This window comes from Burkholderia stagnalis, from assembly GCF_902830275.1.
Lineage (GTDB): Bacteria > Pseudomonadota > Gammaproteobacteria > Burkholderiales > Burkholderiaceae > Burkholderia > Burkholderia stagnalis.
This window is the reverse complement of the sequence record NZ_CADESW010000012.1, coordinates 147,548-171,896: the sequence shown is the minus strand read 5'-3', so window position 1 is coordinate 171,896 and position 24,349 is coordinate 147,548. Positions and strand designations below refer to the sequence as shown.

Sequence of the window (24,349 nt, the reverse complement as noted above, 5' to 3'; positions counted from 1 at the left end):
CCTGAAGAGCGGGGCGCGGCTTACAGCGGCCCCATCACCTTGCCCTGAAAACCGTAGACGGCGCGTTCGCCCGCGAGCGCGACGAGCTCGACGGTGCGCGTCTGGCCCGGCTCGAAGCGCACCGCCGTGCCGGCCGCGATGTTGAGCCGGAAGCCGCGCGCGGCGGCGCGGTCGAACGACAGCGCGTCGTTGACTTCGTGGAAGTGGTAGTGCGAGCCGACCTGCACGGGGCGGTCGCCGGTGTTCGCGACGGTGAGCACGATCGTCGCGCGGCCTGCGTTCAGTTCGTGCTCGCCGTCGTCGGTGAGGATTTCGCCGGGGATCATGCGCAGGGCCTCACGGAATCGGGTGATGGACGGTGACGAGCTTGGTGCCGTCCGGGAAGGTCGCCTCGACCTGGATGTCGGGAATCATCTCCGGCACGCCGTCCATCACGTCGTCGCGCGTGAGCAGCGTCGTGCCGTAGTGCATCACCTCGGCGACGGTCTTGCCGTCGCGCGCGGCTTCCATCAGCGCGGCGGTGATGAACGCGACCGCTTCCGGATAGTTGAGCTTCAGGCCGCGCGCGCGGCGGCGCTCGGCCAGCAACGCTGCCGTGAAGATCAGCAGCTTGTCTTTTTCGCGGGGAGTCAGTTTCATGAAGGCAAGCGTTCAGGAAAACGTAATTTTTCTCGGCGCATTGCAGTGGTGCGAAGGGCAGCACTTAAGCGCGGCCCATCGTAGCACCGCGCCATTCGGCGTGCGCCGTGTATCGGATCTGTAAGCAGCAAGTCGCATGCCATGCATGCGAAGCGCACGCGAATGCGCGTTCGTGGTGCGCGCTGCCTGCGCGGCGTGCAGCGCGGGGCACGGCGCTGCGCCGAAGTGGTGCGTTCGCGCCGAGGGGATCGGCGATCGGGATCAGGTCTGCCAGAGGCGCAGCGGCCGCGCGTCCACGCCGTGCACGATCGGCCGCAGGTGCAGCCAGCATTCGGTGAAATGGCGCTGCAGCGCTTCCATCGACACGGCGAGCGCGCGCACGAGCACGACGCCCGGCGTCACGCAGGTCGCGCCGGCGCGCAGGGTGTCGTCGAACGGCATCCGCTCGGCGAGCGCTTCGGCGAGTGCCGCGTCGCATGCGGCGCCGGCCGCCCAGAGCGTGCCGAACACGGGGAAGCCGGCCAGGCCCTGCGGTGCGGCGCGCAATGCGTCGTGCGCGTCGAGCCGTGCGCGCTCGGCCCACAGCGGCCGCCCGTCGGCGTCGACGAAGGCCGACGCTGCCGCGATGCGGCCCGCCGACCACGCTTCGCCAGCCGCCTGGCGGCCGAGCTGCGCCGCATCCCAGCCGATCGCGCTCGCGCCGGCGCCGAGCGTCAGCGTGAAGTCGAGCGACGCGTGTGCGGCGTCGAAGAACAGGTTGTTCTGCGGCAGCCAGTCGAGCTTCGCATCCCGGCCGACCGTGATGCCGATGCGCTGCGTCGCGTCGAGGCCGTTCGACTTGTACCACTTGGTCGCGCCGGGCGTGGTCAGCACCGCGTGCGTGCCGTCGCCGAGCGCGATGTCGATGTCGAGCCGGTCGCCGCCCGCGACGCCGCCCGGCGGATGGACGATCACCGCGTGGCAAATCGCGTCGCCTTCCGGATACAGCGGCCGCTGCACGCGCAGCGGGCCGTCGTGCAGCCGGTGGACGAGCGTCGTGCGCGCGCCGTGCCGCTCGAAGCCGAGTTCGAGCCGGGCCCGCCACGACTTGGCAACGGCGGGGCGGGACAGCGAGGCGTGCGAATCGGGGGCAGACATCGGCGGCGAACGGAAAACGAGGGAAACGGGCGCGAGGAACGTGGATGCTACCGGAACAATAATGCAGATGCCGCGTTCGTTGAAAGCGCCGCGTGCGGGCGTCTTGCGAACCGGCTGCTCGTATCCGCTGCCGTGCGTACCATCGTGCCTACCGCCGTGCCGCACGTCAGACCGCGATCAGCTCCCGCACGCCGTTCGTCTCCATGTCCTTCGCCTCGCCGCCCGCGACGATCTCGCCGCGGCTCATCACCCAGTAGCGATCGGCGATCGACTGCGCGAAATCGTAATACTGCTCGACGAGCAGTACGGTCATCTTCGATTCGTCGACGAGCTGCCGCAGCGTGCGGCCGATGTCCTGGATGATCGACGGCTGGATGCCTTCGGTCGGCTCGTCGAGGATCAGCAGCTGCGGCTCGCTCATCAGCGCGCGGCCGATCGCGAGCTGCTGCTGCTGGCCGCCCGACAGGTCGCCGCCGCGCCGCGCGCGCATGTCCTTCAGCACCGGAAAGAGCGCGTAGATGCGATCCGGCACTTTCGACGGCGCGCGCCGGCTGGCCGCGCCGACGAGCAGGTTCTCCTCGACGGTGAGCCGCGGAAAGATGTCGCGGCCCTGCGGCACGTACGCGAGCCCGGCCGCGACGCGCGCATACGGCGGCATCGCGCCGAGCGCCGTGCCGCGCCACGACACCGTGCCGCTCTTCGCGGCGACGACCCCCATCAGGCAGCGCAGCAGCGTGCTCTTGCCGACGCCGTTGCGGCCGAGCAGCACGGTGAGCTTGCCGTCGTCGGCGGCGAGGCTCACGTTGCGCAGGATGTGGCTGCCGCCGTAGTACTGGTTCAGTGCATCGATCTTCAGCATTGCATCATCGTCCGAGGTAAGACTCGATCACCGCGTCGTCGCGCTTGACCTGGTCGAGCGTGCCTTGCGCGAGCACCGCGCCTTCGGCCATCACCGTCACGCGGCCCGTGTCGCCCGCGAGCGCCGCGACGAATTCCATGTCGTGCTCGACGACCATCATCGAGCAGGTGCCGCGCAGCGTGTTCAGCAGCTCGGCGAGTTCCATCGTCTCGTGGTCGGTCATCCCGGCCGCCGGCTCGTCGAGCAGCAGCAGCGCGGGACGCTGCATCAGCAGCATGCCGATCTCGAGCCGCTGCTTCTGCCCGTGCGACAGCTCGCCGGCCGCGCGGAACGCGTGCTCCTCGAGGCCGATCAGCGCGAGCGTCTCCTCGATCTTCGCTTGCGCCGCGCGGTCGAGCCGCGCGCGCAGCGATGCGAGCCAGCCCTTGTCGGCCTGCATCGCGAGCTCGAGGTTCTCCCACACGGGGTGCTGCTCGAACACGGTCGGCTTCTGGAACTTGCGGCCGATGCCCGTGCGCGCGATTTCCGGTTCGCTCATGCGCGACAGGTCGAGCGTCTGGCCGAGAAACACCTTGCCCGCGTCGGGGCGCGTCTTGCCGGTGATCACGTCCATCATCGTCGTCTTGCCCGCGCCGTTCGGGCCGATCACGCAGCGCAGCTCGCCCGCGTCGATCGCGAGCGACAGCTTGTTCAGCGCGCGAAAGCCGTCGAAGCTCACCTCGATGTCCTCGAGATACAGGATCGTGCCGTGCGACGTGTCGATGCCGGGCGTGACGACGCGCCCCATCGACGCGGTGCCGCTTACCGCGAGCAGCTCGTCTTCGCTCGGCGGCGCGAACTGGTAGAGGGCGGTGCCGTTCATGCGCGTTTCCCCTTGGAGATGACCGCCTCGACCAGCCCCATGATCCCGCGCGGCAGCAGCAGCGGCACGAGCACGAAGATCAGGCCGAGGAAGAACAGCCAGTATTCGGCGAAATACGCGGTGAACAGGCTCTTCGCGCCGTTCACCGCGAACGCGCCGACGATCGGCCCGATCAGCGTGCCGCGCCCGCCTACCGCGACCCAGATCGCCATCTCGATCGAGTTGCCCGGCGACATCTCGCCGGGGTTGATGATGCCGACCTGCGGCACGTACAACGCGCCGGCGATGCCGCACAGCACCGCCGACACGGTCCACACGAACAGCTTGTACGCGAGCGGGCTGTAGCCGAGGAACATCAGCCGCGTCTCGCCGTCGCGCACCGCGGTGACGACGCGTCCGAGCTTGCTCGTGACGATCGCGCGCGCGGCGACGAACGCGAGCACGAGCGTCGCGAACGTCAGCAGGAACAGCACCGTGCGCGTGCCGGGCGACGTGATCGGAAAACCCGCGATGCGCTTGAAGTCGGTGAAGCCGTTGTTGCCGCCGAAGCCCGTCTCGTTGCGATAGAACAGCAGCATCGCGGCGAACGTCATTGCCTGCGTGATGATCGACAGGTACACGCCCTTCACGCGCGAGCGGAACGTGAAGAAGCCGAACACCCACGCGAGCACGGCCGGCACGAGCACGACCAGCAGCAGCGCGAGCGCGAGATGGTTCGTGCCGCTCCAGTACCACGGCAGCTGGTGCCAGTCGAGGAACACCATGAAGTCGGGCAGGTCGCTGCCGTACTTGCCGTCGCGGCCGATCTCGCGCATCAGGTACATGCCGATCGCATAGCCGCCGAGCGCGAAGAACAGGCCGTGGCCGAGGCTCAGGATCCCGCAGTAGCCCCACACGAGATCGAGCGCGAGCGCCGCGATCGCGTAGCACATCAGCTTGCCGGCGAGCGTCATCGCATACGCGGAAAGATGGAACGCGCTCGACTCGGGCGCGACGAGCGCCGCCAGCGGCACGCCGACGCCGATTGCGACGCACAGCGCGACGAGCGCGAGCCACGCGCGGCGCGACAGCAGCGCGGGGCGCGGCGGCAGGCCGAGCGCGAAGCCGTCCTGCACGCGCGCGGCGGCGGGCGGCGTCGGCGCGCCGGCGACCGGGTTCGACAACGAATCGGTGATGGAAGTCACGTCAAGCCTCCGCGCTGCGTCCCTTCAGGGCGAACATGCCCTGCGGACGTTTCTGGATGAACAGCACGATCATCACGAGCACCGCGATCTTCGCGAGCACCGCGCCCCAGAACGGCTCGATCGCCTTGCTGACGAGGCCGAGCCCGAAGCCGCCGAGCACGGTGCCGGCGATCTGCCCGACGCCGCCGAGCACGACGGCCATGAATGAATCGATGATGTAGTTCTGGCCGAGATCGGGGCCGACATTGCCGATCTGCGACAGCGCGCAGCCGCCGAGGCCCGCGATGCCCGCGCCGAACGCGAACGCATAGGCGTCGACGCGTGCGGTCTTCACGCCGACGCACGCGGCCATCCGGCGGTTTTGCGTGACCGCGCGCACGAACAGGCCGAGGCGCGTCTTCGTCAGCACGGCCCACGCGACGAACACCACGGCGAGCGCGAACGCGAGGATCACGAGCCGGTTGTACGGCAGGATCAGGTTCTGCATCACCGTCACGCCGCCGCTCATCCACGACGGGTTCACGACCTGCACGTTCTGCGCGCCGAACAGCATCCGCGTCGCCTGGATCAGGATCAGGCTCACGCCGAAGGTCGCGAGCAGCGTCTCGAGCGGGCGGCCGTACAGGTGCCGCAGCACGAGCCGTTCGAGCACGATGCCGACGAGCGCGGCCGCCGCGAACGACACGGGCACCGCGACGAGCGGATACCAGTCGAATGCACCGGGCGCGTAGCGCTGGATCAGCGTCTGCACGACGTAGGTCGCATACGCGCCGATCATCAGGAATTCGCCGTGCGCCATGTTGATCACGCCGATCAGCCCGTAGGTGATCGCGAGGCCGAGCGCCGCGAGCAGCAGCACGCTGCCGAGCGACAGGCCCGCGAACAGCGTGCCCGCGATCTCGCCGCGGCGCTGCAGCGCATGCAATGCGTCGAGCCCCTGCTGCGCGGCGTCGCGCACGCGCGCGTCGGGTTCGGCGAAGCTGCCGTCGGCGTTCTTCGCGACGAGCGGGCGCAGCTGCTCGATCATGTCGAGATCGTTGCGCGCGGCGACGACCTGCACGGCTTCGAGGCGTTTCGCGGAATCGGCGTCGTGCAGCGCGGCGATCGCCCACAGCGCGTCGAGGCGGCGCTTCAGCGACGGGTCGGTTTCCTTCGCGCGGGCGCGGTCGATCATCGGCTTCAACGCGGGGTCGGGCGATTTCAGCAGCGCGTCGATCGCGTCGCGCCGCGCGGCGACGTCCGGCGACGCGAGCGCGAGGCCGGACAAGGCGCCGGCGATCTTGGTGCGCAGCAGGTTGTTCAGCGTTACCGGCTGCGCGTCGCCGGGCGGCGCGGCGGCCTGCGTGAGCGCGTCGTGCGCGGTGTCGCCGGTCTGGATCAGGATGCGGCCGTCGCCGGTCGCGAGCGCGTCGCCGCTCGACAGCGCGTTGAGCAGCGTGACGGCGTGCGGATCGGCATCGGCGGCGAGCCGTTCGATCGCGGCCGTCTTCGCGTCGAAATCGTCGCCGGCGAGCGCGGCGGTATCGGCGGCCGTCAGCGCGAACGCGGCGCGCGGCAGGCCGCCCGCGAGGGCGGCGCACGCGACGGCGGCGACAGCGGCGCGACGAAGGAATCTGGGCATCGGGAAGTCCTGGCAGGCGTGGAGGGGAAGTCTCGTGCGGCGTTGCGCGGGCGTCGGCGGAGACGCCCGCAACCGGCGTGCCGCGCATGCGCGCAGCGCCCCGGCCCGCGGCGCGTCAGGCCAGCGCCGCGCGCTGCCGGCGCAGGAACGCCGGGATCGAGCTGACGACGTCCGGCTTGCCCTGGTTGCCCGCGATGAACGGGCTCCACGGCTGCGCGCGGATCGCGGTCTTGGTCTTCCACACGACGTTGAACTGGCCGTCGCCGCGAATCTCGCCGATCATCACCGGCTTGTGCAGGTGATGGTTGCCGTCCATCGTCAGCGTGAAGCCGGACGGCGCGGTCACCGCCTGGCCGATCATCGCGACGCGCACCTTGTCGACGTCGGTGCTCTTCGCCTTCTCGACCGCCTGCTTCCACATGTGGATGCCGACGAAGGTCGCTTCCATCGGGTCGTTGGTCACGCGCTTCGTGCCGCCGGGCAGGTTGTTCGCCTTCACCCACGCGGCGAACTGGTCCTTGAACTTCGTGTTCGACGGGTTCTTCACCGACATGAAGTAGTTCCATGCGGCGAGGTGGCCGACGAGCGGCTTCGTGTCGATCCCGCGCAGCTCCTCCTCGCCGACCGAGAACGCGACGACCGGCACGTCGGTCGCCTTGATCCCCTGGTTGCCGAGCTCCTTGTAGAACGGCACGTTCGAATCGCCGTTGATCGTCGAGATCACGGTCGTCTTGCCGCCCTGCGAGAAATTCTTGATGTTCGCGACGATGGTCTGGTAATCGCTGTGGCCGAACGGCGTGTAGACCTCCTGAATGTCGGCATCCTTCACGCCCTTCGATTTCAGGAACGCGCGCAGGATCTTGTTGGTCGTGCGCGGATACACGTAGTCGGTGCCGAGCAGGAAGAAGCGCTTGGCGCCGCCGCCTTCCGCGCTCATCAGGTACTCGACGGCCGGGATCGCCTGCTGGTTCGGCGCGGCGCCCGTGTAGAACACGTTGCGCGACATTTCCTCGCCTTCGTACTGCACGGGGTAGTAGAGCAGGCCGTTCAGCTCCTCGAACACGGGCAGCACCGACTTGCGCGACACGGAGGTCCAGCAGCCGAACACGCAGGCCACCTTGTCCTGGGTGAGCAGCTGGCGCGCCTTCTCGGCGAACAGCGGCCAGTTCGACGCGGGGTCGACCACCACCGGCTCGAGCTTGCGGCCCATCACGCCGCCGCTCTTGTTGATGTCGGCGATCGTCATCAGCGCGGTGTCCTTCAGCGACGTCTCGGAGATCGCCATCGTGCCGGACAGCGAATGCAGGATGCCGACCTTGATCGGCCCCGTGCCGGCATCGGCGGCGTGCGCGAACGGGCTCTTGCCTGCCAGCGCGAGCGCGCCGGCCATCGATCCGAACTTCAGCAGACTGCGGCGTTTCATCGAGTTCCCCTTGACGTGTTGGATGGGTGCGCGCCGTTTCGGCGTCGACCGTCAAGGGTTACGCAAGGCATGTGCCAGTCGCGCACATGCACGGCGGACGTGCCTGCGCGGGCGGCGGCGCGGTGCGCGTGATGCGCGGTGCGGCACGAATGGTCCGCCGCGGTGCAGTGCCGCGGGCACTATTGGTGCACGATTGTGCTTCACGGTTTCGGTGCTTACACTCGGGTTTCGACTTGCGTCGCAGCCTGAAGGCGCGGTGTCGTCGCGCCGATCGAACCCACCGAGGAGCCGTCCATGAGTCAGCAGCAAACGAACACGCCCGACCTGTCCGCGTTCTGGATGCCGTTTACCGCCAACCGCCAGTTCAAGGACGCGCCGCGGCTGCTGGTGTCGGCGAAGGGGATGTACTACACGTCGCACGACGGCCGGCGCATCCTCGACGGCACCGCGGGGCTGTGGTGCGTGAACGCGGGGCACTGCCGCGACGAGATCGTCGCGGCGGTGAAGGCGCAGGCGGAGGAGATGGATTTCGCGCCGACCTTCCAGATGGGCCATCCGAAGGCATTCGAGGCGGCCATGCGGATCGCGCGCCACACGCCCGGCGATCTCAAGCACATCTTCTTCACGAATTCCGGCTCGGAAGCGGTCGACACCGCGCTGAAGATCGCGCTCGCCTATCATCGCGCGCGCGGCGAAGGGCAGCGCACGCGCTTCATCGGCCGCGAGCGCGGCTATCACGGCGTCGGCTTCGGCGGCATCTCGGTCGGCGGGATCGCGCCGAACCGCAAGGCGTATTCGGGCGCGCTGCTGCCGTCGGTCGACCACCTGCCGCATACGCTGAACCTCAAGGAGGCCGCGTTCTCGAAAGGGCAGCCCGCGTGGGGCGCGCACCTCGCCGACGAGCTCGAGCGGCTCGTCGCGCTGCACGACGCGTCGACGATCGCCGCGGTGATCGTCGAGCCGGTCGCGGGCTCGACGGGCGTGCTGATTCCGCCGCAGGGCTATCTCGAACGGCTGCGCGAGGTGTGCGACAAGCACGGCATCCTGCTGATCTTCGACGAGGTGATCACCGGCTGGGGCCGGCTCGGCGCGCAGTTCGCCGCGCAGTTCTTCAACGTGACGCCCGACCTGCTGACGATGGCGAAGGGCACCAACAACGCGGCGGTGCCGATGGGCGCGGTGGCGGCGAGCGGCGCGATCCACGACGCGATCGTGAACGGCGCGCCGGCCGGCATCGAGCTGTTCCATGGCTATACGTACTCGGGGCATCCGCTCGCGGCGGCCGCCGCGTGCGCGACGATCGACCTGTACGAGCGCGAAGGGCTGTTCGAGCGCGCCGCGCGGATGGCGCCCGTGTTCGAGCGCGAGATCCACAAGCTGAAGGACGCGCGCCACGTGATCGACGTGCGCAATCTCGGCCTCGTCGGCGGCATCGAGCTGACGCCGCGCGACGGCAAGCCCGGCGCGCGGGCTTACGACGTGTTCGTCAAGTGCTACCAGAAGGGTGCGATGGTCCGCTATACGGGCGACATCCTTGCGTGCTCGCCGCCGCTGATCATCGAGGAGGCGCAGATCGTCGAGCTGTTCGCGATCGTCGCCGAGGCGCTGAAGGAAACGGAGTAGGGCGGGAAAGCAAAACGGGCGCGCGATGCGCGCCCGTCGGGCAATTCATGGGGCCGCCTAGGTGGGGCCGCCTGGGTGGGGCCGCCGAGGTGTGGCTGGCGCGGTGCAGCCGGCCAAGCCGGATCAGTAGCGCGGCACCGACGGATCGACGTCGCGCGACCACGCGTCGATGCCGCCCTGCAGGTTGTACAGCTTCGTGAAGCCGCGCGATTCGAGGAACATCGCGACCTGCGCGCTGCGCATCCCGTGATGGCACACGCAGACGATCTCGGCTTCGTCGTCGAGCTCCTCGCTGCGCGCGGGGATCTGCTGCATCGGGATCGATACGCTGCCGGCGATCTGCGCGGTCGCGATTTCCCACGGCTCGCGCACGTCGAGCACGACGGGCGCGGGGCGGCTCTTGTCGGCAAGCCATTGCGCGAGCAGCGCGGGCGTCAGGATCTGCATGGCGGGGCTCAGAACTTGAAGCGCGACGGCTCGACCGCGTTGACGAGATGGTCGACGTAGGTCTCGAACACGTCGGCGACGCGGTACTGCTTGTCGTCGATGCGCGTGATCACCTGCGCCTTCATCACCGGACGGCCGCCGACGAAGGCCGACAGGCGGCCGCCGACCTTGAGCTGCTCGAGGATTTCCTGCGGCACGACGGGCAGGCCGCCCGCGACGCAGATCACGTCGTACGGCGCCTTCGCCGGCCAGCCGCGCGAGCCGTCGCCGAGCACGACTTCCGCATTCGTCACACCATTGTTGCGCAGGTTTTCCTCGGCGATCTTCGCGAGCGCCGGATCGATCTCGACCGCCGTCACGTGCTGGCCGCGGTGCGCGAACAGGGCAGTCAGGTAGCCCGAGCCCGCGCCGATCAGCAGCACGTTCTCGTGCTTCTTCACCGCGAGCTCCTGCAGCACGCGCGCCTCGACGCGCGGGAACAGCATCTTGTGGCCGCCCGGCAGCGGCAGTTCGAGGTCGGCGAACGCGAGGTCGCGGTACGCGGCCGGGACGAAATTCTCACGCTTGACGATCGCCAGCAACTCCAGCACTTCCAGATCCAGGACGTCCCACGGACGGATCTGCTGCTCGATCATGTTGAAACGCGCTTGTTCGATATTCATGGTGGTCATGCAGCCTGGTCGGCCGTCAGCGGAGAGAGAAAAACTTGCGGATTGTACCAAACAGGGCGGTGCGCCGGCCTTCAGACGCCCTGCAATGAAGCTTATCGCTTGCTGTTCTTGATCTGTTCCTCGAACGCGAGGTCGAGCTTGCTGGCCTTGCGCGGCTTTTTGGGGCCAAGGTCGTCGACGAATTTCACGAATTCATCGAGCGGCAGCGGCTCGCAGCGCTTGTCGGCCGTGCCGCCGGCGCGGTCGACGAGATAGAACAGGCCGCCCGCCATCGCGACGGCCGCGAAGTGCGGGTTGCCGGTGCGGGTTTTCAGGCGTTCGACCGCGTGGGTCGCCTTGGTGGTGCGCATGGTGGGGGTTCTGCTGCTGGGGGGAGGCCCACACTTTAGCAACAACCGGCCGCGCGTGCGCGGCCGGCGGCCGCCGTTCAGACCGTGCGCGAGTAGCACGTGCGCGGCGTGGCGGCGAGATACGCGTCGAACGCCATCGCGATGTTGCGCACGACCATCCGGCCGGCCGGATGGATCGTCAGGCGGTCGCCGGCGATCGTCAGCAGCCCGTCGCGCTCGAACGCGCGCAGCGCGTCCAGCTCGCGCGCGAAATGGTCGGCGAAACGGATGCCGTGCGCGGCCTCGACGTGCGAGAACGGCAGCTCGAGGTTGCACATCAGCTGCGTGATCACGTCGCGGCGCAGCCGGTCGTCGGCGCTCAGGCGCACGCCGCGCGCAATCGGTAGCCGGCCCGCGTCGAGCGCCGCGCCGTACGCGGGCAGGTCCTTCGCGTTCTGCGCGTAGACGTCGCCGACCTTGCCGATCGACGACACGCCGATGCCGATCAGGTCGGTGTCCGCGCGCGTGCTGTAGCCCTGGAAATTGCGCTGCAGCGTGCCGTTGCGCTGCGCGGCCACGAGTTCGTCGCCCGGCCGCGCGAAGTGGTCCATGCCGATGTACACGTAGCCGGCCGCCGTCAGCCGCTCGATCGCGAGCCCGAGCAGCGCGACGCGCGTCGCGGGCGGCGGCAGCGCGGCGTCGTCGATCTGCCGCTGCATCTTGAACAGGTGCGGCATGTGCGCGTAGCCGAACACCGACAGCCGGTCCGGCGCGAGTTCGATGATCGTCTCGAGCGTGCGGTCGAAGCTCGCGACCGTCTGGTGCGGCAGCCCGTAGATCAGGTCGACGCTGACCGAGTGGAAGCCGGTCGTGCGCGCGGCGCTCAGCAGGTCGGCCGTCATGCCGAGCGGCTGGATGCGGTTGATCGCCTGCTGCACGGCCGGATCGAAATCCTGCACGCCGAGGCTCAGCCGGTTGAAGCCGATCGTGCGCAGGTGGACGAGCGTGGCCGGCGTGACCGTGCGCGGGTCGATCTCGATCGAGAACTCGGCGTCGGCGTCCGGCGCGAGCGCGAAGTGCTCGCGGGTCGCCGCCATCAGCTCGGCCGTCTCGTCGTCGGACAGGAAGGTCGGCGTGCCGCCGCCCCAGTGCAGCTGCGTGACGGGGCGCGCCGGGTCGAACAGCGCGGCCTGCAGCGCCATCTCGCGCTTCAGCTGGTCGAGGTACGGCCGCGCGCGGCGGTGGTTGCTGGTCGCGATCTTGTTGCAGCCGCAGTAGAAGCACGCGGTGTTGCAGAACGGGATGTGGAAGTACAGCGACAGCTCGCTCGACGACGCACCCGGGTCGCCTGCCGCGCGTGCATAGTCGGCGGGGTCGAAATCGTCGCGGAACTGCAGCGCCGTGGGGTAGGACGTATAGCGCGGACCGTTTGCACCGTACTTCGCGAGCAAATCGGGGCGGAACAGGATGTCGGCAGAGCTCATCGTTGACTCGCGCTTTTTAGATGCATTCGAGTATATAAACGCGCGATTGGCCTGCATTGTGTAATAACGTCGCAGCCAGCGATGGCACAATGCGGGGTGCGGCGGCCGCACGCGTTGTGCGGCCGCCGCGATGTTTCCGTTGTTCCGCCAGAGAGAGCCGAGTGTCCGTCGATTTGCCTGCCCGCCCGGCGCCTGCCGAAACCCCGCCGCCGCACGCATGCCGCGAGGGATGCGGCGCGTGCTGCATCGCGCCGTCGATTTCCAGCCCGATTCCGGGGATGCCCGGCGGCAAGCCGGCCGGCGTGCGCTGCGCGCAGCTCGGCGACGACCTGCGCTGCCGGATCTTCGGCCGGCCGGAGCGGCCCGCGTGCTGCGCGGGGCTGCAGCCGTCGGCGGAGATGTGCGGCGCGTCGCGCGCCGACGCGCTCGCGTGGCTCACCCGGCTCGAAACCGCGACGCAGCCGTCGCGGCCGGCATGATTCGGCACGGGGCCGGGCGCCCTGGTCCGCACAGGAGATTCAGCATGACCGTCAGTCGCGCCCTCAGCCGGCGTCGTTTCCTCGTTGCATGCACCGCCGCCGCGGGCGTGTCGCTGTCGCTTGCCGCGTGCGCATCGACGTTCCCGTTCATTCCCGATCACTACACGTTCTCGCGCGACGACGTGCAGAAGGCGATCGCGCGCAAGTTTCCGTACCAGAAGAACGTCGCGCCCGTGGCCGACGTATCGCTCGCCAATCCGGTGGTCGGCCTGCTGCCGGACCAGAACCGCATCGCGGTGCAGCTCGACGCGCGCTTCGCGAGCCCGTTCCTGCGCGCGCCGGTCAACGGCAAGTTCACCGTTTCCGGCCAGCTCGCATACGACGCGGCGAGCCGCTCGGTCGTGATCAAGGCGCCGGCCGTCGACAACCTGACGGTCGACGGCGACGCGCAGATGTACGCGCAGCAGATCGGCGCGGCCGCCGGCATGATCGCGACGCAAGTGCTGACCAACTATCCGATCTACACGTTCAAGCCCGAACAGCTGCAATTTGCCGGCGTGAACTACGAACCCGGTACAATCACAATTCTTACAAACGGCATACGCGTGGCGATCGTCGAGAAATGACGGCGTGCCGCGCGCGGCCGGGCGGGCCGCGGCGGTAACGACGCGGCCCTTTCTTTGACCACTTCGGAGTTGGGCCACGGATGGACTGGATCCTGATCTGCAAGGCATTGATCCTCGGCGTCGTCGAGGGGCTGACGGAATTCCTGCCGGTATCGAGCACGGGCCACCTGATCGTCGCGGGCAGCTTCCTGAACTTCAACGACGCGCATGCGAAGACCTTCGACGTCGTGATCCAGTTCGGCGCGATCCTCGCGGTGTGCTGGGAGTATCGGCAGCGGATCGTGTCCGTCGTCGCGGGGCTGCCGAGCCGGCCCGACGCGCGGCGCTTCGTGCTCAACGTCGTGATCGCGACGATTCCCGCGATCGCGCTCGGCCTGCTGTTCGAGAAGAAGATCAAGGCGGTGCTGTTCTCGCCGGTGCCGGTCGCGTTCGCGCTCGTCGTCGGCGGCGCGATCATCCTGTGGGCCGAGGCGCGGCAGCGCGAGCGCGGCGAGACGCCGCGCGTGCAGTCGGTCGACGCGCTCACTCCGCTCGACGCGCTCAAGGTCGGCCTCGCGCAATGCTTCGCGCTGATTCCCGGCATGTCGCGCTCGGGCTCGACGATCATCGGCGGGATGCTGTTCGGCCTCGAGCGGCGCGTCGCCACCGAATTCTCGTTCTTCCTCGCGATCCCGATCATCTTCGGCGCGACGCTCTACGAAACCGTCAAGGACTGGCACGCGTTCACCGTCGATTCGATCGGCCTGTTCGCGCTGGGGCTCGCCGCGTCGTTCGTCAGCGCGTTCGCCTGCGTGCGCTGGCTGCTGCGCTATGTCGCGTCGCACGACTTCACCGCGTTCGCGTGGTACCGGATCGTGTTCGGCCTGTTCGTGCTGCTCGTCGGCTACAGCGGCTGGCTGAACTGGTCGTGACGCGCGGCAGGGGCGTCGGGCGCGCGGGCGGGTTCGCGCGCCACATGCAAAAGGCCGGACCGGCAAATGCCGGTCCGGCCTTTTTTCTTGATGGGGTCGGTGCGTTGCGCGATCAGCCCGCGCGCTTGCGGAACACCAGATCCCAGACGCCGTGGCCGAGCCGCAGCCCGCGCCGTTCGAATTTCGTCACCGGGCGGTAGTCGGGGCGCGGCGCATAGCCGTCGGCCGTGTTTTCGAGCGACGGCTCCGCAGCGAGCACTTCCAGCATCTGCTCCGCGTAGTTCTGCCAGTCGGTCGCGCAATGCAGGTACGCGCCGGGCTTCAGGCGCGACGCGAGCAGCGCGACGAGCGGCGGCTGGATCAGCCGGCGCTTGTGATGGCGCGCCTTGTGCCACGGATCGGGGAAGAAGATGTGCACGCCGTCGAGGCTTTCCGGCGCGAGCATGTGTTCGAGCACCTCCACCGCGTCGTGCTGGATGATGCGGATGTTCGTGAGGTCCTGCTCGCCGATCAGCTTCAGCAGCGCGCCGACGCCCGGTTCGTGCACCTCGACGCCGAGGAAGTCGTCGTCCGCGCGCAGCGCGGCGATTTCCGCGGTCGACGCGCCCATTCCGAAGCCGATTTCGAGCACGCGCGGCGCCTGGCGGCCGAATACCGCGTTCCAGTCGGGCATCTGCGGCGTGTACGGGACGACGTAGCGCGGGCCGAACTCGTCAAGCGCGCGGCGCTGGCCGGTCGACACGCGGCCGGCGCGGGTGACGAAGCTGCGGATGCGGCGGCGGTGCAGCGGATTGACTTCGTCCGCGCCATCGGCGGTTTCGTCGGGAAGGGCGTCGTCGTGCGGCGGCAGGCCGGCTTCGTTCGGATCGTCGTGCATCATCGGTGCTGAGAATGGCTGGGTTGCGGGCGGGGAACCGTCGCGCGGTACAAAAAAGCCGCCTTCGACGAGGCGGCTGGCGCGCAGGCTGCGGCGCAGCCGGAATGTGGGGCGGGTGACGGAACAGTCGGCCATCGGCCCGGGATTCCTCTTGCATTCCGCTGCTTGCCCGGTTGCCTGCCTGAACGTCGGGCAGGCGGGCGCGGACTACAGGCCTGCCATGCAGGGGTCGGTAGAGTAGCACAGCGCAAAATCGTCCGTCCAGCCGGCGGGGGAAGCGTGCAGATGCAATGCGGCGGGCGGTTCGCGCGCCATCCGCCGGTCGGGCGTGTATCCGCGGGCAGGAACAATGAGGATTCCATCGCATGCATGTGCGCGGCGAATCAGTCCACGTCGAGCTTCGCGCGCGGCGGTTGCCCCGTCCAGCGCCGGTACGCATGGCGGAAGCTCCGCGGTTCGCTGTAGCCGAGGCGTTCCGCGATCGCGGCAACCGTCAGCATATGGTCGCCGAGCAGCCGGGCGGCCTCCTCATGGCGGACTTCGTCCAGCAAGGACTGAAACGTGATGCCGTCCTTGTCGAGCCGCCTGCGTAGCGTGCGCTCCGTCATGTGCAGCGCGTTCGCGAGCGACGTCATCGACTTGAAGCGCGACAGGTCGCGTCCCATCAACTCCTTCGCGCGATCGGCGAAGCGCGTCCCGATCGATGCGGCCCACTGCCGCTCCAGCGCCTCGCACTGGCCGTGCAGCGCATTGAAGCTGACCTCGTTCGCGAGATGCGGGATCTCGGCGCCGCTCACCGTCTCGAACACGAGACGATTTTCACCCGCGTTGAACTTCACGTCGCAGCCGAAGTGGCGCGCGTACTCGGCCGCATGGCGAGGCGTGCGATGCGCGAGATGCAGTTGCGAAGGCCAGACCGGCTTGCCGACGAGATCGGACACGATCAAGCGAAGGCTCGACACGCACATGTCGGTTTGAAACACCGCGAGATCGGGCTCGCCGTTGTACCGGCCGATCGATACGCTCATGCCGTGCGGGCGCGCATGGACACGCACGTCGAAGTAGAGGCCCATGAACAACGGAAACTGGCTCATGCATTCGAGCGCCTGCGTGACGGAGCCGCTGATCAGCATCGCGTAGCCGGCCAGCCCGAGCGTCGAGACATGCAGCCGGCTGCCGATCGCGAGGCCGATCGACGGCACGCCGCTGCACCGCAGGAGATTCCTGAAGCAGCGCTGCTCCTGGCTGCGGTTCACGTAGGTGGTGGGCGACGCGACTTCGTCCGCGTCGAGCCCCGTGCCTTCCAGCAACGCAGCGCCGTCGATCTGTCGCACGCGACACTCGTCGAGCACGGCCGCGACGGCGTGAACGGTGGCCGGTATGTCCTCCTGGCGTCCGGCCGGACGCGCCAGTCCGAGCGACGAACGCAAGCTGCGTTCCGCGCCGCTCTGATTGCGATGGGGTCTGCCGATCATGTTGCCGACGCCGCGAGTGGTTTGCGTAGAACATAGCCGGAACGGCCGCGCAACGCCAGTGGCGGCCGTGCGTCCGGAAATATCCCTCGATTACGTCCGCTTTTCTCATTCGTCCTCGACTTTTTGGCACACCACACTTTTCCTCGAATCGAGCGACCACGTGAGGACAGCATGCAGAGCCAAAGGCCGGATCGACTTGCGTCCGACGGCGCCACGGATCACGTCGGGCCAGCGCCTGCGCGCCCGCTCGGGCTCGTCACGCTGGTGATCTTCGGCCTCGCCTACATGCTGCCGATGACGGTGTTCACGACCTACGGGCTCGTCACCCGCGAGACGAACGGGCATCTCGCGGCCGCGTATGCGCTCACGCTGGTCGCGATGCTGTTTACCGCGCGCAGCTACGGGCAGATGGCGCGACTGATGCCGTGCGCAGGCTCGGCCTATACGTTCGCGAGCCGGAACTTCGGCACGTCGGCCGGGTTCATGGTCGGATGGGCGTTGCTGATGGACTATCTGTTCATTCCGATGATCAGCTACCTGGCGATCGGCATCTACATGAAGCAGTTGTTTCCGATCGTGCCTTCCGGCGTGTGGATCGTGGCGAGCATCGCGCTCGTCACCGGACTGAACATCGTCGGCATCAAGCTCGTCAATCGCGTCAACCTGATCCTGATCGCCAGCCAGCTGGTCTTTATCGCGATCTTCCTGGCCGCATCGGCGCGGCTCGCATCCGGGCAGGGCCTGCCGATGGCGGTGGCGTTGCCGCAAGCGGGCGACGCCCGCGCGATCCTCGCCGGTTCGGCGATCCTGTGCCTGTCGTTCCTGGGCTTCGATGCCGTGTCCACGCTGTCGGAGGAAACGCGCGAGCCGCGGCGCACCGTCCCGCGCGCGATTCTGCTCTGCACGCTGTCGAGCGGCGTGCTGTTCATGCTGATCGCCTGCGCGGGGCAAGTGGTCTTTCCGGACTGGCATGCATTCAAGGATCTCGATTCGGCCAGCCTCGAACTGATGCAGCGCATCGGCGGCGGCACGCTGGCGGTGTTCTTCGTCGCGGTCTACGTTGCCGGCTGCTTCGCCAGCGCGATGGCGGGGCAGGCGAGCGTGACGCGCGTGCTGTTCGCGATGGGCCGCGACCAGGTGTTGCCGGGGTGCGTCTTCGGGCACCTGCATGCGCGGCTCGGCACGCCGGTGCGCGCGACGCTCGCGGTCGGCGCCGTCTCGCTTTCCGCGCTGTTCATCACGCTCGATCTCGCGTCGACGATGATCAGCTTCGGCGCGCTCGTCGCGTTCGCGGCCGTGAACCTGTGCGTGATGCGCAGCTATCTCGCGCGGCCGGAGCACCGCAATCTTGCCGGCTGGATCGGGTTCGGCCTGATCCCGGCAATCGGATTCGCGATGAATGTCTGGCTCTGGTCCGGACTGTCGCGCCAGACGTTCTATGTCGGCATCGGCTGGCTCGCGCTCGGGTTCTGCCAGCTGCTGTGGCTGACCCGCGGGTTCACGCGCCCCGCGCCGACGCTGACGATGAGTTGAGCGGCCGGTCATCGAAACCCGGTTGTGAACCTGACCTGTGAAGGAGGAGCGAAACAATGAACGGTGTTGACGTCAATCCCGACGCGAATCTGGAGGCGCTGGCCAAGCGCCATCTGCTGATGCACTTCACGCACGCCGATGCATACGGCGACAACGCGCTGACCGTGTTCGACCGCGGCGAAGGGTGCTGGCTCGTCGACCGGAACGGCAAGCGCTACTTCGATGCACTGGCCGGGCTGTACTGCGTGCAGGTCGGCTACAGCCACGGCGCGGAGATCGGCGACGCGATCCGCGCGCAGATGGCGCGGCTGCCGTTTGCCACCAACTGGGGCTATGGCCACGAGCCGGCGATCCGTCTCGCGCATAAACTCGCGACGCTCGCGCCGGACGGCATGAATCGCGTGTTCTTCACGTCGAGCGGGTCGGAGTCGAACGAGTCGGCGATCAAGCTGGTGCGCCAGTACCACCAGGCACGCGGCGAGCCGCAGCGGCGCAAGTTCATCGCACGGCGCGTCGCGTATCACGGCACGTCGTTCGGCGCGCTCGCGCTGAACGGCATGACCCACTTCCGCAAGCATTTCGAGCCGCTGATGGCCGGCGTGCGGCACGTCGGCAACACCAAGCGCTACGGCCGCCCGGCCGGCGAGACGGAAGCGCAGTTCACGCGCCATCTGCTCGACGAGATCGAATCGCTGATCGTGCAGGAAGGGCCGGATACGGTCGCGGCGATCGTCGTCGAGCCGCTGCAGAACGCGGGCGGCAGCCTGACGCCGCCGGCCGGCTACGCGGCCGGGCTGCGCGAGATCTGCGACCGGCACGGCGTGCTGCTCGTCGCGGACGAAGTGATCTGCGGGTTTGGCCGGCTCGGCGAGTATTTCGGATCGCGCCGCTATGGCCTGAAGCCGGACATCCTGACTTTCGCGAAGGGCATCGCGTCGGGCTACGTTCCGCTCGGCGGCGTGATCGCGAGCGATGCGGTGGTCGACGCGGTGCTGCGCGGGCCGCAGCAGATGTTCCTGCACGGCGCGACGTACGGCGGCCATCCGGTCGCGTGCACTGCCGCACTCGCAAACCTGGCGATCATCGAGCGGGAAGGCGTGCTCGCGAACGTCCGCGAGAACGAAGGGTATTTCCGCGCGATGCTCGACGGCCTGCTCGAATTGCCGTGTGTCGGCGACGTGCGCGGCGACGGCTACCATTACTCGCTCGAACTCGTGACCGACAAGCACGCGCGGCGCTGGATGGCCGACATCGGCGCGCAGGCGTTCGTGTCGACCTTGCTCGCGCCGGCAATCTTCGAGGCCGGGCTGCTGTGCCGGGCCGGCGTCGACCACGAGGGCACGCCGATCGTGCAGTTCGCGCCGCCGCTCGTGATGTCGCGCGACGAGATCGCGTGGTTCGTCGCGCGGATCCGTGACATCCTTACCGACGCGTATGCGCGCGCGATGCGCTGAGCGCAGCGGCGACCTCCCAAACACACAGGAGCATGCGATGCGAACGTCACACCAGACTTACATCGACGGACAGTGGCTCGACCCAGACGGCGCGCAGGCGATCGACGTGATCGACCCGGCCACCGAGCGGCCGTATGCGCAGCTCAGAGTCGGCGGGCCTGCCGACGTCGACCGCGCGGTCGGCGCGGCGAAGCAGGCATTCGACGCGTTCTCGCAGTGGCCGGTCGACGCGCGCGTCGCGCTGCTGCAGCGCGTGCTGGACATCTACCGGCGCCGCTACGACGAAGTGGCGCGGACGATCAGCCAGGAGATGGGCGCGCCGATCGCGTTTTCGCGTGCGGCGCAGGCTGTGGTCGGCACCGCGCATCTCGAGCAGACGATCCGCGCGCTGCAGTCGTTCCGGTTCAGCACGCAGACCGATTCGCTGCTCGTGTCGCACGAGCCGATCGGCGTGTGCGCGCTGATCACGCCGTGGAACTGGCCGATCAACCAGATCGTGTGCAAGGTGGCGCCCGCGCTCGCCGCCGGCTGCACGATGGTGCTCAAGCCGAGCGAAGTCGCGCCGTTCAGCGGCATCCTGTTCGCCGAGATCCTGCACGAGGCGGGCGTGCCGCCCGGCGTGTTCAACCTCGTGCACGGGTATGGAAACGTCGTCGGCGATGCGCTGTCGCGGCATCCGGATGTCGACATGGTGTCGTTCACGGGCTCGACGCGCGCGGGTGTCGAAGTCGCGAAAGCGGCCGCGGATACCGTGAAACGGGTGCATCAGGAACTCGGCAGCAAGAGCCCGAACCTCATCCTGCCGGACGCCGACATCGAGGCTGCGGCGACGCTCGGCGCACGAAGCTGCTTCAGCAACAGCGGCCAGTCGTGCAACGCGCCGACTCGCATGCTGGTGCATGTCGATCATCTCGCGGCGGCGGAAGCGGCCGCGAGCAGGGAGGCGGCGCGCACCGTGGTCGGCGATCCGCGCGCGCCGGACTCCGAGATCGGGCCGGTGGTCAGCCGCACGCAGTTCGACCGCATCCAGCACTTCATCCGGCTCGGGATCGACGAAGGCGCGACGCTGATCGCCGGCGGCCCCGGCCGGCCGGAAGGCTTGAGCGAAGGGTTCTACGTGCGGCCGACGGTGTTCTCGAACGTGGCGCCGACCATGTCGATCGCGCGCGAGGAGATCTTCGGGCCGGTGCTGTCGATCATCGCCTACCGGACGGAGGAGGAGGCGATCGCGCTCGCGAACGACTCGGTCTATGGGCTCGCGGCCTACGTGCAATCGCCGGACATCGAACGCGCGCGGCGGATCGCATCCCGGCTGCGCGTCGGGAACGTCCACATCAATTACCCGGCGTGGAACCCGGCCGCGCCGTTCGGCGGCTACAAGCGCTCCGGCAACGGGCGCGAGTATGCGGAGTTCGGCATTGCGGAATACCTGGAGACGAAAGGCACGACCGGATACGTTTGAGCAAGCGTCCGCCGCGTTGTCGCTGGTGTGCGGCGCGAACCGTTTCGTGCGACGGGCGTGGTGCGGGCGATCACCGACGGCGAATAGGTGATCACGGGGCCGACGTATACGGGGCAGCGCGCGTATATGGGGCGGACGGCCGTGCTTGATATCGGCAGGGCGGTACTCGTCGTCACGGAGCGCACGCAGGAGCCTTGGGATCTGGGTGTGTTCGAGCGCGCGGGTGTCGATCCGCAGCGCGCGCGGTTCCTGCTGCTGAAGTCACGGATGTATTGCCGGCCCGTGTTCGTGCCGATCGCGGCGGCGCTGGTCGAATGCGACAACCGGGGCGCGACGAGTTCCGATTACGCGCTGTTTCGGTATGCGCGGCTCGTGCGGGCTGTTTATCCGCTCGATGAGGTGGATTGGTAGGTGAGGTGTGACTTGGGCGGAGCGGGGTTCGCTCGCGTATCACGCCGGATATCGGGGAGTCGTGCGCAAGAAACGCGTGTCGCGCCGACTTTCTCGGGCAACCGGGGAGATGATCAGAAGGGGAGCGGCCGCATCGGGCCAATCGGCGGAGCCTTATGGAACAAGGCTGGAGATGTCCTGGAGCGGGCGATGGGAATCGAACCCACGTCATCAGCTTGGGAAGCTGAGGTAATGGCCATTATACGACGCCCGCAGAACGCGTAATTCTACAGGGGTTTGGGTGGGGATGGCAAGTGGGTGGTTTGGGGCGCTGGCAGCGAAACTGGCATGGCTCGATGCTGGGGCGCTGGCATCGCTGGCCGCTCAAGATCGACGTAAGGCAGTCGTTTCACATTTAGGATTGGGGAATCCATCAGCGATAAGCACCGGCACCCCGTGAACGCCTGATAACCACGCCGTCTAATTCGTTTTCAACGAGCTTATTCCGAACCTCCATCTCTGTCAGTGTGCACAGCGGGCCCAGAACCACCTCCTCAATCGCCCGCACATTTTGGAAGTTGGTGTTGAGGCGGTGGTACGTCGCTTCACCGAACTCGGATTGGCGGACTTGCAGTTTGTATGGATCGACTTCAGCATTGATCTCAATGAAGCCGCGGATTTCACGTTCGTCTGCGAAAAAGTGATCTTTGTATAAAGTACAAAGTCGCGTCAATGCAATTTTTAGCGTTCTAGTATGGACTGCGGCATGTACATTGGAGTCCTCTCCTGATAGATTTTTCAATTGATTCGACGCGCTTTGAATATATTGACGTAGCATTGACCTGTAAGCTTGGTCATCATAAATCACCGGAAGAAATAAAACTTTCCCTGATATCGGATTTCTCTTTGTAAGGTATCGGCCAAACATGCAGTGATCTTGTATTTTTTTGGGATCGTATCCAATAGCTGCACCGTAGCAATTGTCTCCGTACCCACGCCACATGCTCAAGCAATCACCAAGACTTCCAAACGAGCATATTAGGATCATGAAATGCGGATCCATTTTATCCGGTGAAATAGCCTCAATAGCAGCCGTCAGTTCAGGAAAATCACAGGCGATGATTTCGCTGGCGATTCGAAAGCCAGCCTCGTATTCGTTCCAGTCGTTCATTTGGCGCAAGTCGGTAAACCACAGTTCTTGACTGTGCAGCATTGATAAAAAGGTGGAGGCGTTCGCGTAACGATAGACGAGGTTGGTCATATGCTTCAGATCAAAAGGACTAACACATCAGATAACGAAGCGACTGCGCTGCGGTTTAGTGGCACGTTGCTGCGCGCGTGCTTGTAATGGTGATGCTGTCGGAGACTCTTTGCGCGCACGTTAAAGGGAGACTGACTCCGGGCCATTCGGGTGTTCCTCAAAAAAAACATCGGCGTCTCGCACAAAACGAAAAAACAAGCGCCAATACGCCTCGGTCATTGCTATGCCTGTTTGAAAATTTGCTCCGTACATTGCGCATCTAGCGTAATGACCGAACATGTAGAGGGCGACTTGCTTGTCCAGTTGGCCGCTATCAATGAGAATTTGAATTTCTTCGAAGAAGGTAATGAACTTTCTCTTTCGATCCCACATGTCAGGATTGGCTAGGGCTTCATTATCAGAGTCAACCAGGCACAGGACGGCGTAAAGTTCCGGGTTATCAAAAAGCCGACGATGCTGGTTTAAGAAAAACTCCGTTCGTTTTAATTTTGCGGCAGCATCTCTGTCAATAATTTCCTTTTCACGCTGTTCGTTCAGGCGTTTGAGCTCTGCACGAACCTTATAGAGACCGAATACCCCGAAGATCACGGCGGCCAATGTTCCGAGAGCCTGCCAATAGACCCCCCACTCGGACATTAGCATGCAGGTTGACGTATGCAGTGCACAAAACAAGCTTGGATTGTTAATCATCGGTTTGGATTGGGATCGCGTCGTGAATTACGTATCGCTTTACAAATCCTTGTGCGCTTTCAATCGATGACACTTTAAGTTGCAGCTTCCCAGTTCTGCCGTCTATGCGCTTCGCCATGGAGTCAACTACAAGCTTCTTGACTCTATTTCCCGAGCTTCCTGCGATTTCAAATGAAATTACTTTTCCGTCTTCGTCGGAATAGAGGCGACCAAAATCACTCAGGACGTTATATCTTGTTATATTTCCTTGAATGATTCGTTTGTCGGTTTTTATTTCGCGAACGGTTACGAAATCGCGTGTGTGCCGGTCCATTGTGAGTAGGTCACCTTTGCGGAGGCGAGCCAATGTGATGCTTACGCTATCGTCTGATTCAATAGGGCGTTGCAACTCTCTCATGGCTGACTCTAGTGCATCAGCGATTTCATATATAAAATCAGGGTCCCTGCTAAGAGTGGCTTGGACATATGCCGTTTCCGGCGTGTACGGTAATCCCAGTGCAGCAGACCAACAGCATGTCAGATAGTCCCAAAAGCTATTGACTAACTTGCTGGGGCCAATTCGCTTGATTGTTGTCGCATTGAATCTAATATCGATGCGCTCTTCAAAGCAACCTTTGAGGGACGAGTGGACGAACGCTTGAACGCCATGAGCTCTGTCGGCGCGGGTGCGAATCTGATCGTTGTTGGCAAACGCGTGGCTAGCAATGTTAACTGCTCGAGCGATCCCGAGCATAGTCCTAGCTCCGTCGTGCAAATCTAAGATGCCTTCGTCTGCGGTGCCGCCTTCAACACGGATGAGGGCGCTTACTTCTTTTTCTTCGCTAGGCTGATTCATACATTGCTATTTTAATCCCCGTTTTTTTGCACGTTACCACAGAAGTACAAGCCGCGTAAGTGACCGGTGCGTGATGT

At 66.2% G+C, this 24,349-nt stretch carries 24 protein-coding genes, 1 tRNA gene and 1 pseudogene; 8 read left to right on the top strand and 18 right to left on the bottom strand.

Annotation, left to right across the window (positions count from 1 at the left end; genetic code table 11):
• Positions 1 to 20 precede the first annotated feature (20 nt).
• The 8 genes from HWY45_RS21405 to urtA all read right to left on the bottom strand — a co-directional run bounded on the left by HWY45_RS21405 (position 21) and on the right by urtA (position 7,725).
• Positions 21 to 326 (bottom strand): urease subunit beta, encoded by a 306-nt coding sequence (locus HWY45_RS21405; RefSeq protein WP_059565377.1) that lies wholly within the window; start codon positions 324 to 326, stop codon positions 21 to 23.
• 10 nt (positions 327 to 336) lie between these two features.
• The gene (ureA, locus tag HWY45_RS21400) at positions 337 to 639 is read right to left on the bottom strand and encodes an urease subunit gamma (protein ID WP_006406310.1); all 303 of its coding nucleotides are present in this window, start codon (positions 637 to 639) and stop codon (positions 337 to 339) included.
• Between the two features lie 261 nt (positions 640 to 900).
• Positions 901 to 1,776: an urease accessory protein UreD gene (locus tag HWY45_RS21395; RefSeq protein ID WP_059884987.1), complete on the bottom strand. Its 876-nt coding sequence runs from the start codon at positions 1,774 to 1,776 to the stop codon at positions 901 to 903.
• A gap of 166 nt (positions 1,777 to 1,942) precedes the next feature.
• The gene (gene urtE, locus HWY45_RS21390; protein ID WP_059884985.1) at positions 1,943 to 2,635 is read right to left on the bottom strand and encodes an urea ABC transporter ATP-binding subunit UrtE; all 693 of its coding nucleotides are present in this window, start codon (positions 2,633 to 2,635) and stop codon (positions 1,943 to 1,945) included.
• Between the two features lie 4 nt (positions 2,636 to 2,639).
• The gene (gene urtD / locus HWY45_RS21385; RefSeq protein WP_059565381.1) at positions 2,640 to 3,497 is read right to left on the bottom strand and encodes an urea ABC transporter ATP-binding protein UrtD; all 858 of its coding nucleotides are present in this window, start codon (positions 3,495 to 3,497) and stop codon (positions 2,640 to 2,642) included.
• Positions 3,494 to 4,681: an urea ABC transporter permease subunit UrtC gene (urtC, locus tag HWY45_RS21380; protein ID WP_059884982.1), complete on the bottom strand. Its 1,188-nt coding sequence runs from the start codon at positions 4,679 to 4,681 to the stop codon at positions 3,494 to 3,496. Before urtC ends, urtD begins: the two co-directional genes overlap by 4 nt.
• Before the next feature lies 1 nt (position 4,682).
• Positions 4,683 to 6,302 carry an urea ABC transporter permease subunit UrtB gene (gene urtB / locus HWY45_RS21375; protein ID WP_081069909.1) on the bottom strand — a complete coding sequence of 540 codons (1,620 nt, stop codon included), beginning with the start codon at positions 6,300 to 6,302 and terminating at the stop codon, positions 4,683 to 4,685.
• 115 nt (positions 6,303 to 6,417) lie between these two features.
• Positions 6,418 to 7,725 (bottom strand): urea ABC transporter substrate-binding protein, encoded by a 1,308-nt coding sequence (gene urtA, locus HWY45_RS21370; RefSeq protein WP_059565383.1) that lies wholly within the window; start codon positions 7,723 to 7,725, stop codon positions 6,418 to 6,420.
• Between the two features lie 294 nt (positions 7,726 to 8,019).
• Here urtA and aptA point away from each other — a divergent pair, with 294 nt between their 5' ends.
• Positions 8,020 to 9,348 carry an omega-aminotransferase AptA gene (aptA, locus tag HWY45_RS21365; RefSeq protein WP_059884980.1) on the top strand — a complete coding sequence of 443 codons (1,329 nt, stop codon included), beginning with the start codon at positions 8,020 to 8,022 and terminating at the stop codon, positions 9,346 to 9,348.
• 123 nt (positions 9,349 to 9,471) lie between these two features.
• Here aptA and HWY45_RS21360 read toward each other — a convergent pair whose 3' ends face one another.
• The 4 genes from HWY45_RS21360 to hemN form a co-directional block, all read right to left on the bottom strand.
• The gene (locus HWY45_RS21360; RefSeq protein WP_059884979.1) at positions 9,472 to 9,795 is read right to left on the bottom strand and encodes a rhodanese-like domain-containing protein; all 324 of its coding nucleotides are present in this window, start codon (positions 9,793 to 9,795) and stop codon (positions 9,472 to 9,474) included.
• An 8-nt stretch (positions 9,796 to 9,803) separates the two neighbouring features.
• Positions 9,804 to 10,457 carry a protein-L-isoaspartate O-methyltransferase family protein gene (locus HWY45_RS21355; RefSeq protein WP_059565497.1) on the bottom strand — a complete coding sequence of 218 codons (654 nt, stop codon included), beginning with the start codon at positions 10,455 to 10,457 and terminating at the stop codon, positions 9,804 to 9,806.
• Between the two features lie 101 nt (positions 10,458 to 10,558).
• The gene (locus HWY45_RS21350; RefSeq protein WP_059565385.1) at positions 10,559 to 10,816 is read right to left on the bottom strand and encodes a hypothetical protein; all 258 of its coding nucleotides are present in this window, start codon (positions 10,814 to 10,816) and stop codon (positions 10,559 to 10,561) included.
• A gap of 77 nt (positions 10,817 to 10,893) precedes the next feature.
• On the bottom strand, positions 10,894 to 12,279 hold the full coding sequence (gene hemN / locus HWY45_RS21345; protein WP_059884977.1) for an oxygen-independent coproporphyrinogen III oxidase: 1,386 nt from the start codon (positions 12,277 to 12,279) through the stop codon (positions 10,894 to 10,896).
• A 173-nt stretch (positions 12,280 to 12,452) separates the two neighbouring features.
• Here hemN and HWY45_RS21340 point away from each other — a divergent pair, with 173 nt between their 5' ends.
• From HWY45_RS21340 to HWY45_RS21330, 3 genes are all read left to right on the top strand, one after another.
• A complete protein-coding gene (locus HWY45_RS21340) occupies positions 12,453 to 12,758 on the top strand; it encodes a zinc/iron-chelating domain-containing protein (protein WP_059565499.1) in 306 nt (101 codons plus the stop codon).
• A 44-nt stretch (positions 12,759 to 12,802) separates the two neighbouring features.
• A complete protein-coding gene (locus HWY45_RS21335; protein ID WP_059565387.1) occupies positions 12,803 to 13,384 on the top strand; it encodes a DUF1439 domain-containing protein in 582 nt (193 codons plus the stop codon).
• Positions 13,385 to 13,464: 80 nt separating this feature from the next.
• Positions 13,465 to 14,295, top strand: coding sequence for an undecaprenyl-diphosphate phosphatase (locus tag HWY45_RS21330; protein ID WP_059565388.1), 831 nt, complete (start codon positions 13,465 to 13,467; stop codon positions 14,293 to 14,295).
• 112 nt (positions 14,296 to 14,407) lie between these two features.
• Here HWY45_RS21330 and trmB read toward each other — a convergent pair whose 3' ends face one another.
• Together trmB and HWY45_RS21320 are read right to left on the bottom strand one after the other, a co-directional pair.
• Entirely contained in the window at positions 14,408 to 15,175 is a 768-nt protein-coding gene (gene trmB, locus HWY45_RS21325) for a tRNA (guanosine(46)-N7)-methyltransferase TrmB (protein WP_059884976.1), read from the bottom strand.
• 380 nt (positions 15,176 to 15,555) lie between these two features.
• Entirely contained in the window at positions 15,556 to 16,647 is a 1,092-nt protein-coding gene (locus HWY45_RS21320) for an AraC family transcriptional regulator (RefSeq protein WP_059884974.1), read from the bottom strand.
• A 171-nt stretch (positions 16,648 to 16,818) separates the two neighbouring features.
• Between HWY45_RS21320 and HWY45_RS21315 the strand changes: the two genes are divergently transcribed.
• The 4 genes and pseudogenes from HWY45_RS21315 to HWY45_RS21300 all read left to right on the top strand — a co-directional run.
• Positions 16,819 to 18,180 (top strand): APC family permease, encoded by a 1,362-nt coding sequence (locus HWY45_RS21315; protein WP_059884972.1) that lies wholly within the window; start codon positions 16,819 to 16,821, stop codon positions 18,178 to 18,180.
• A 56-nt stretch (positions 18,181 to 18,236) separates the two neighbouring features.
• Positions 18,237 to 19,634, top strand: a complete 1,398-nt coding sequence (locus tag HWY45_RS21310) for an aspartate aminotransferase family protein (RefSeq protein ID WP_059884970.1) — start codon at positions 18,237 to 18,239, stop codon at positions 19,632 to 19,634.
• 37 nt (positions 19,635 to 19,671) lie between these two features.
• Positions 19,672 to 21,096 carry an aldehyde dehydrogenase family protein gene (locus HWY45_RS21305; protein ID WP_059885069.1) on the top strand — a complete coding sequence of 475 codons (1,425 nt, stop codon included), beginning with the start codon at positions 19,672 to 19,674 and terminating at the stop codon, positions 21,094 to 21,096.
• A gap of 24 nt (positions 21,097 to 21,120) precedes the next feature.
• A pseudogene (locus HWY45_RS21300) lies at positions 21,121 to 21,507 on the top strand (MlrC C-terminal domain-containing protein); the annotation flags it as partial.
• Between the two features lie 178 nt (positions 21,508 to 21,685).
• Here HWY45_RS21300 and HWY45_RS21295 read toward each other — a convergent pair.
• The 4 genes from HWY45_RS21295 to HWY45_RS21280 all read right to left on the bottom strand — a co-directional run bounded on the left by HWY45_RS21295 (position 21,686) and on the right by HWY45_RS21280 (position 24,272).
• Positions 21,686 to 21,760 (bottom strand) — tRNA-Gly (locus HWY45_RS21295).
• A gap of 159 nt (positions 21,761 to 21,919) precedes the next feature.
• Positions 21,920 to 22,747 carry a DUF2971 domain-containing protein gene (locus HWY45_RS21290; protein ID WP_081069908.1) on the bottom strand — a complete coding sequence of 276 codons (828 nt, stop codon included), beginning with the start codon at positions 22,745 to 22,747 and terminating at the stop codon, positions 21,920 to 21,922.
• A gap of 120 nt (positions 22,748 to 22,867) precedes the next feature.
• Positions 22,868 to 23,389, bottom strand: coding sequence for a hypothetical protein (locus HWY45_RS21285; protein WP_230947000.1), 522 nt, complete (start codon positions 23,387 to 23,389; stop codon positions 22,868 to 22,870).
• A 40-nt stretch (positions 23,390 to 23,429) separates the two neighbouring features.
• Positions 23,430 to 24,272: a DUF7946 domain-containing protein gene (locus HWY45_RS21280; RefSeq protein WP_150998755.1), complete on the bottom strand. Its 843-nt coding sequence runs from the start codon at positions 24,270 to 24,272 to the stop codon at positions 23,430 to 23,432.
• Between the last annotated feature and the right edge of the window lie 77 nt (positions 24,273 to 24,349).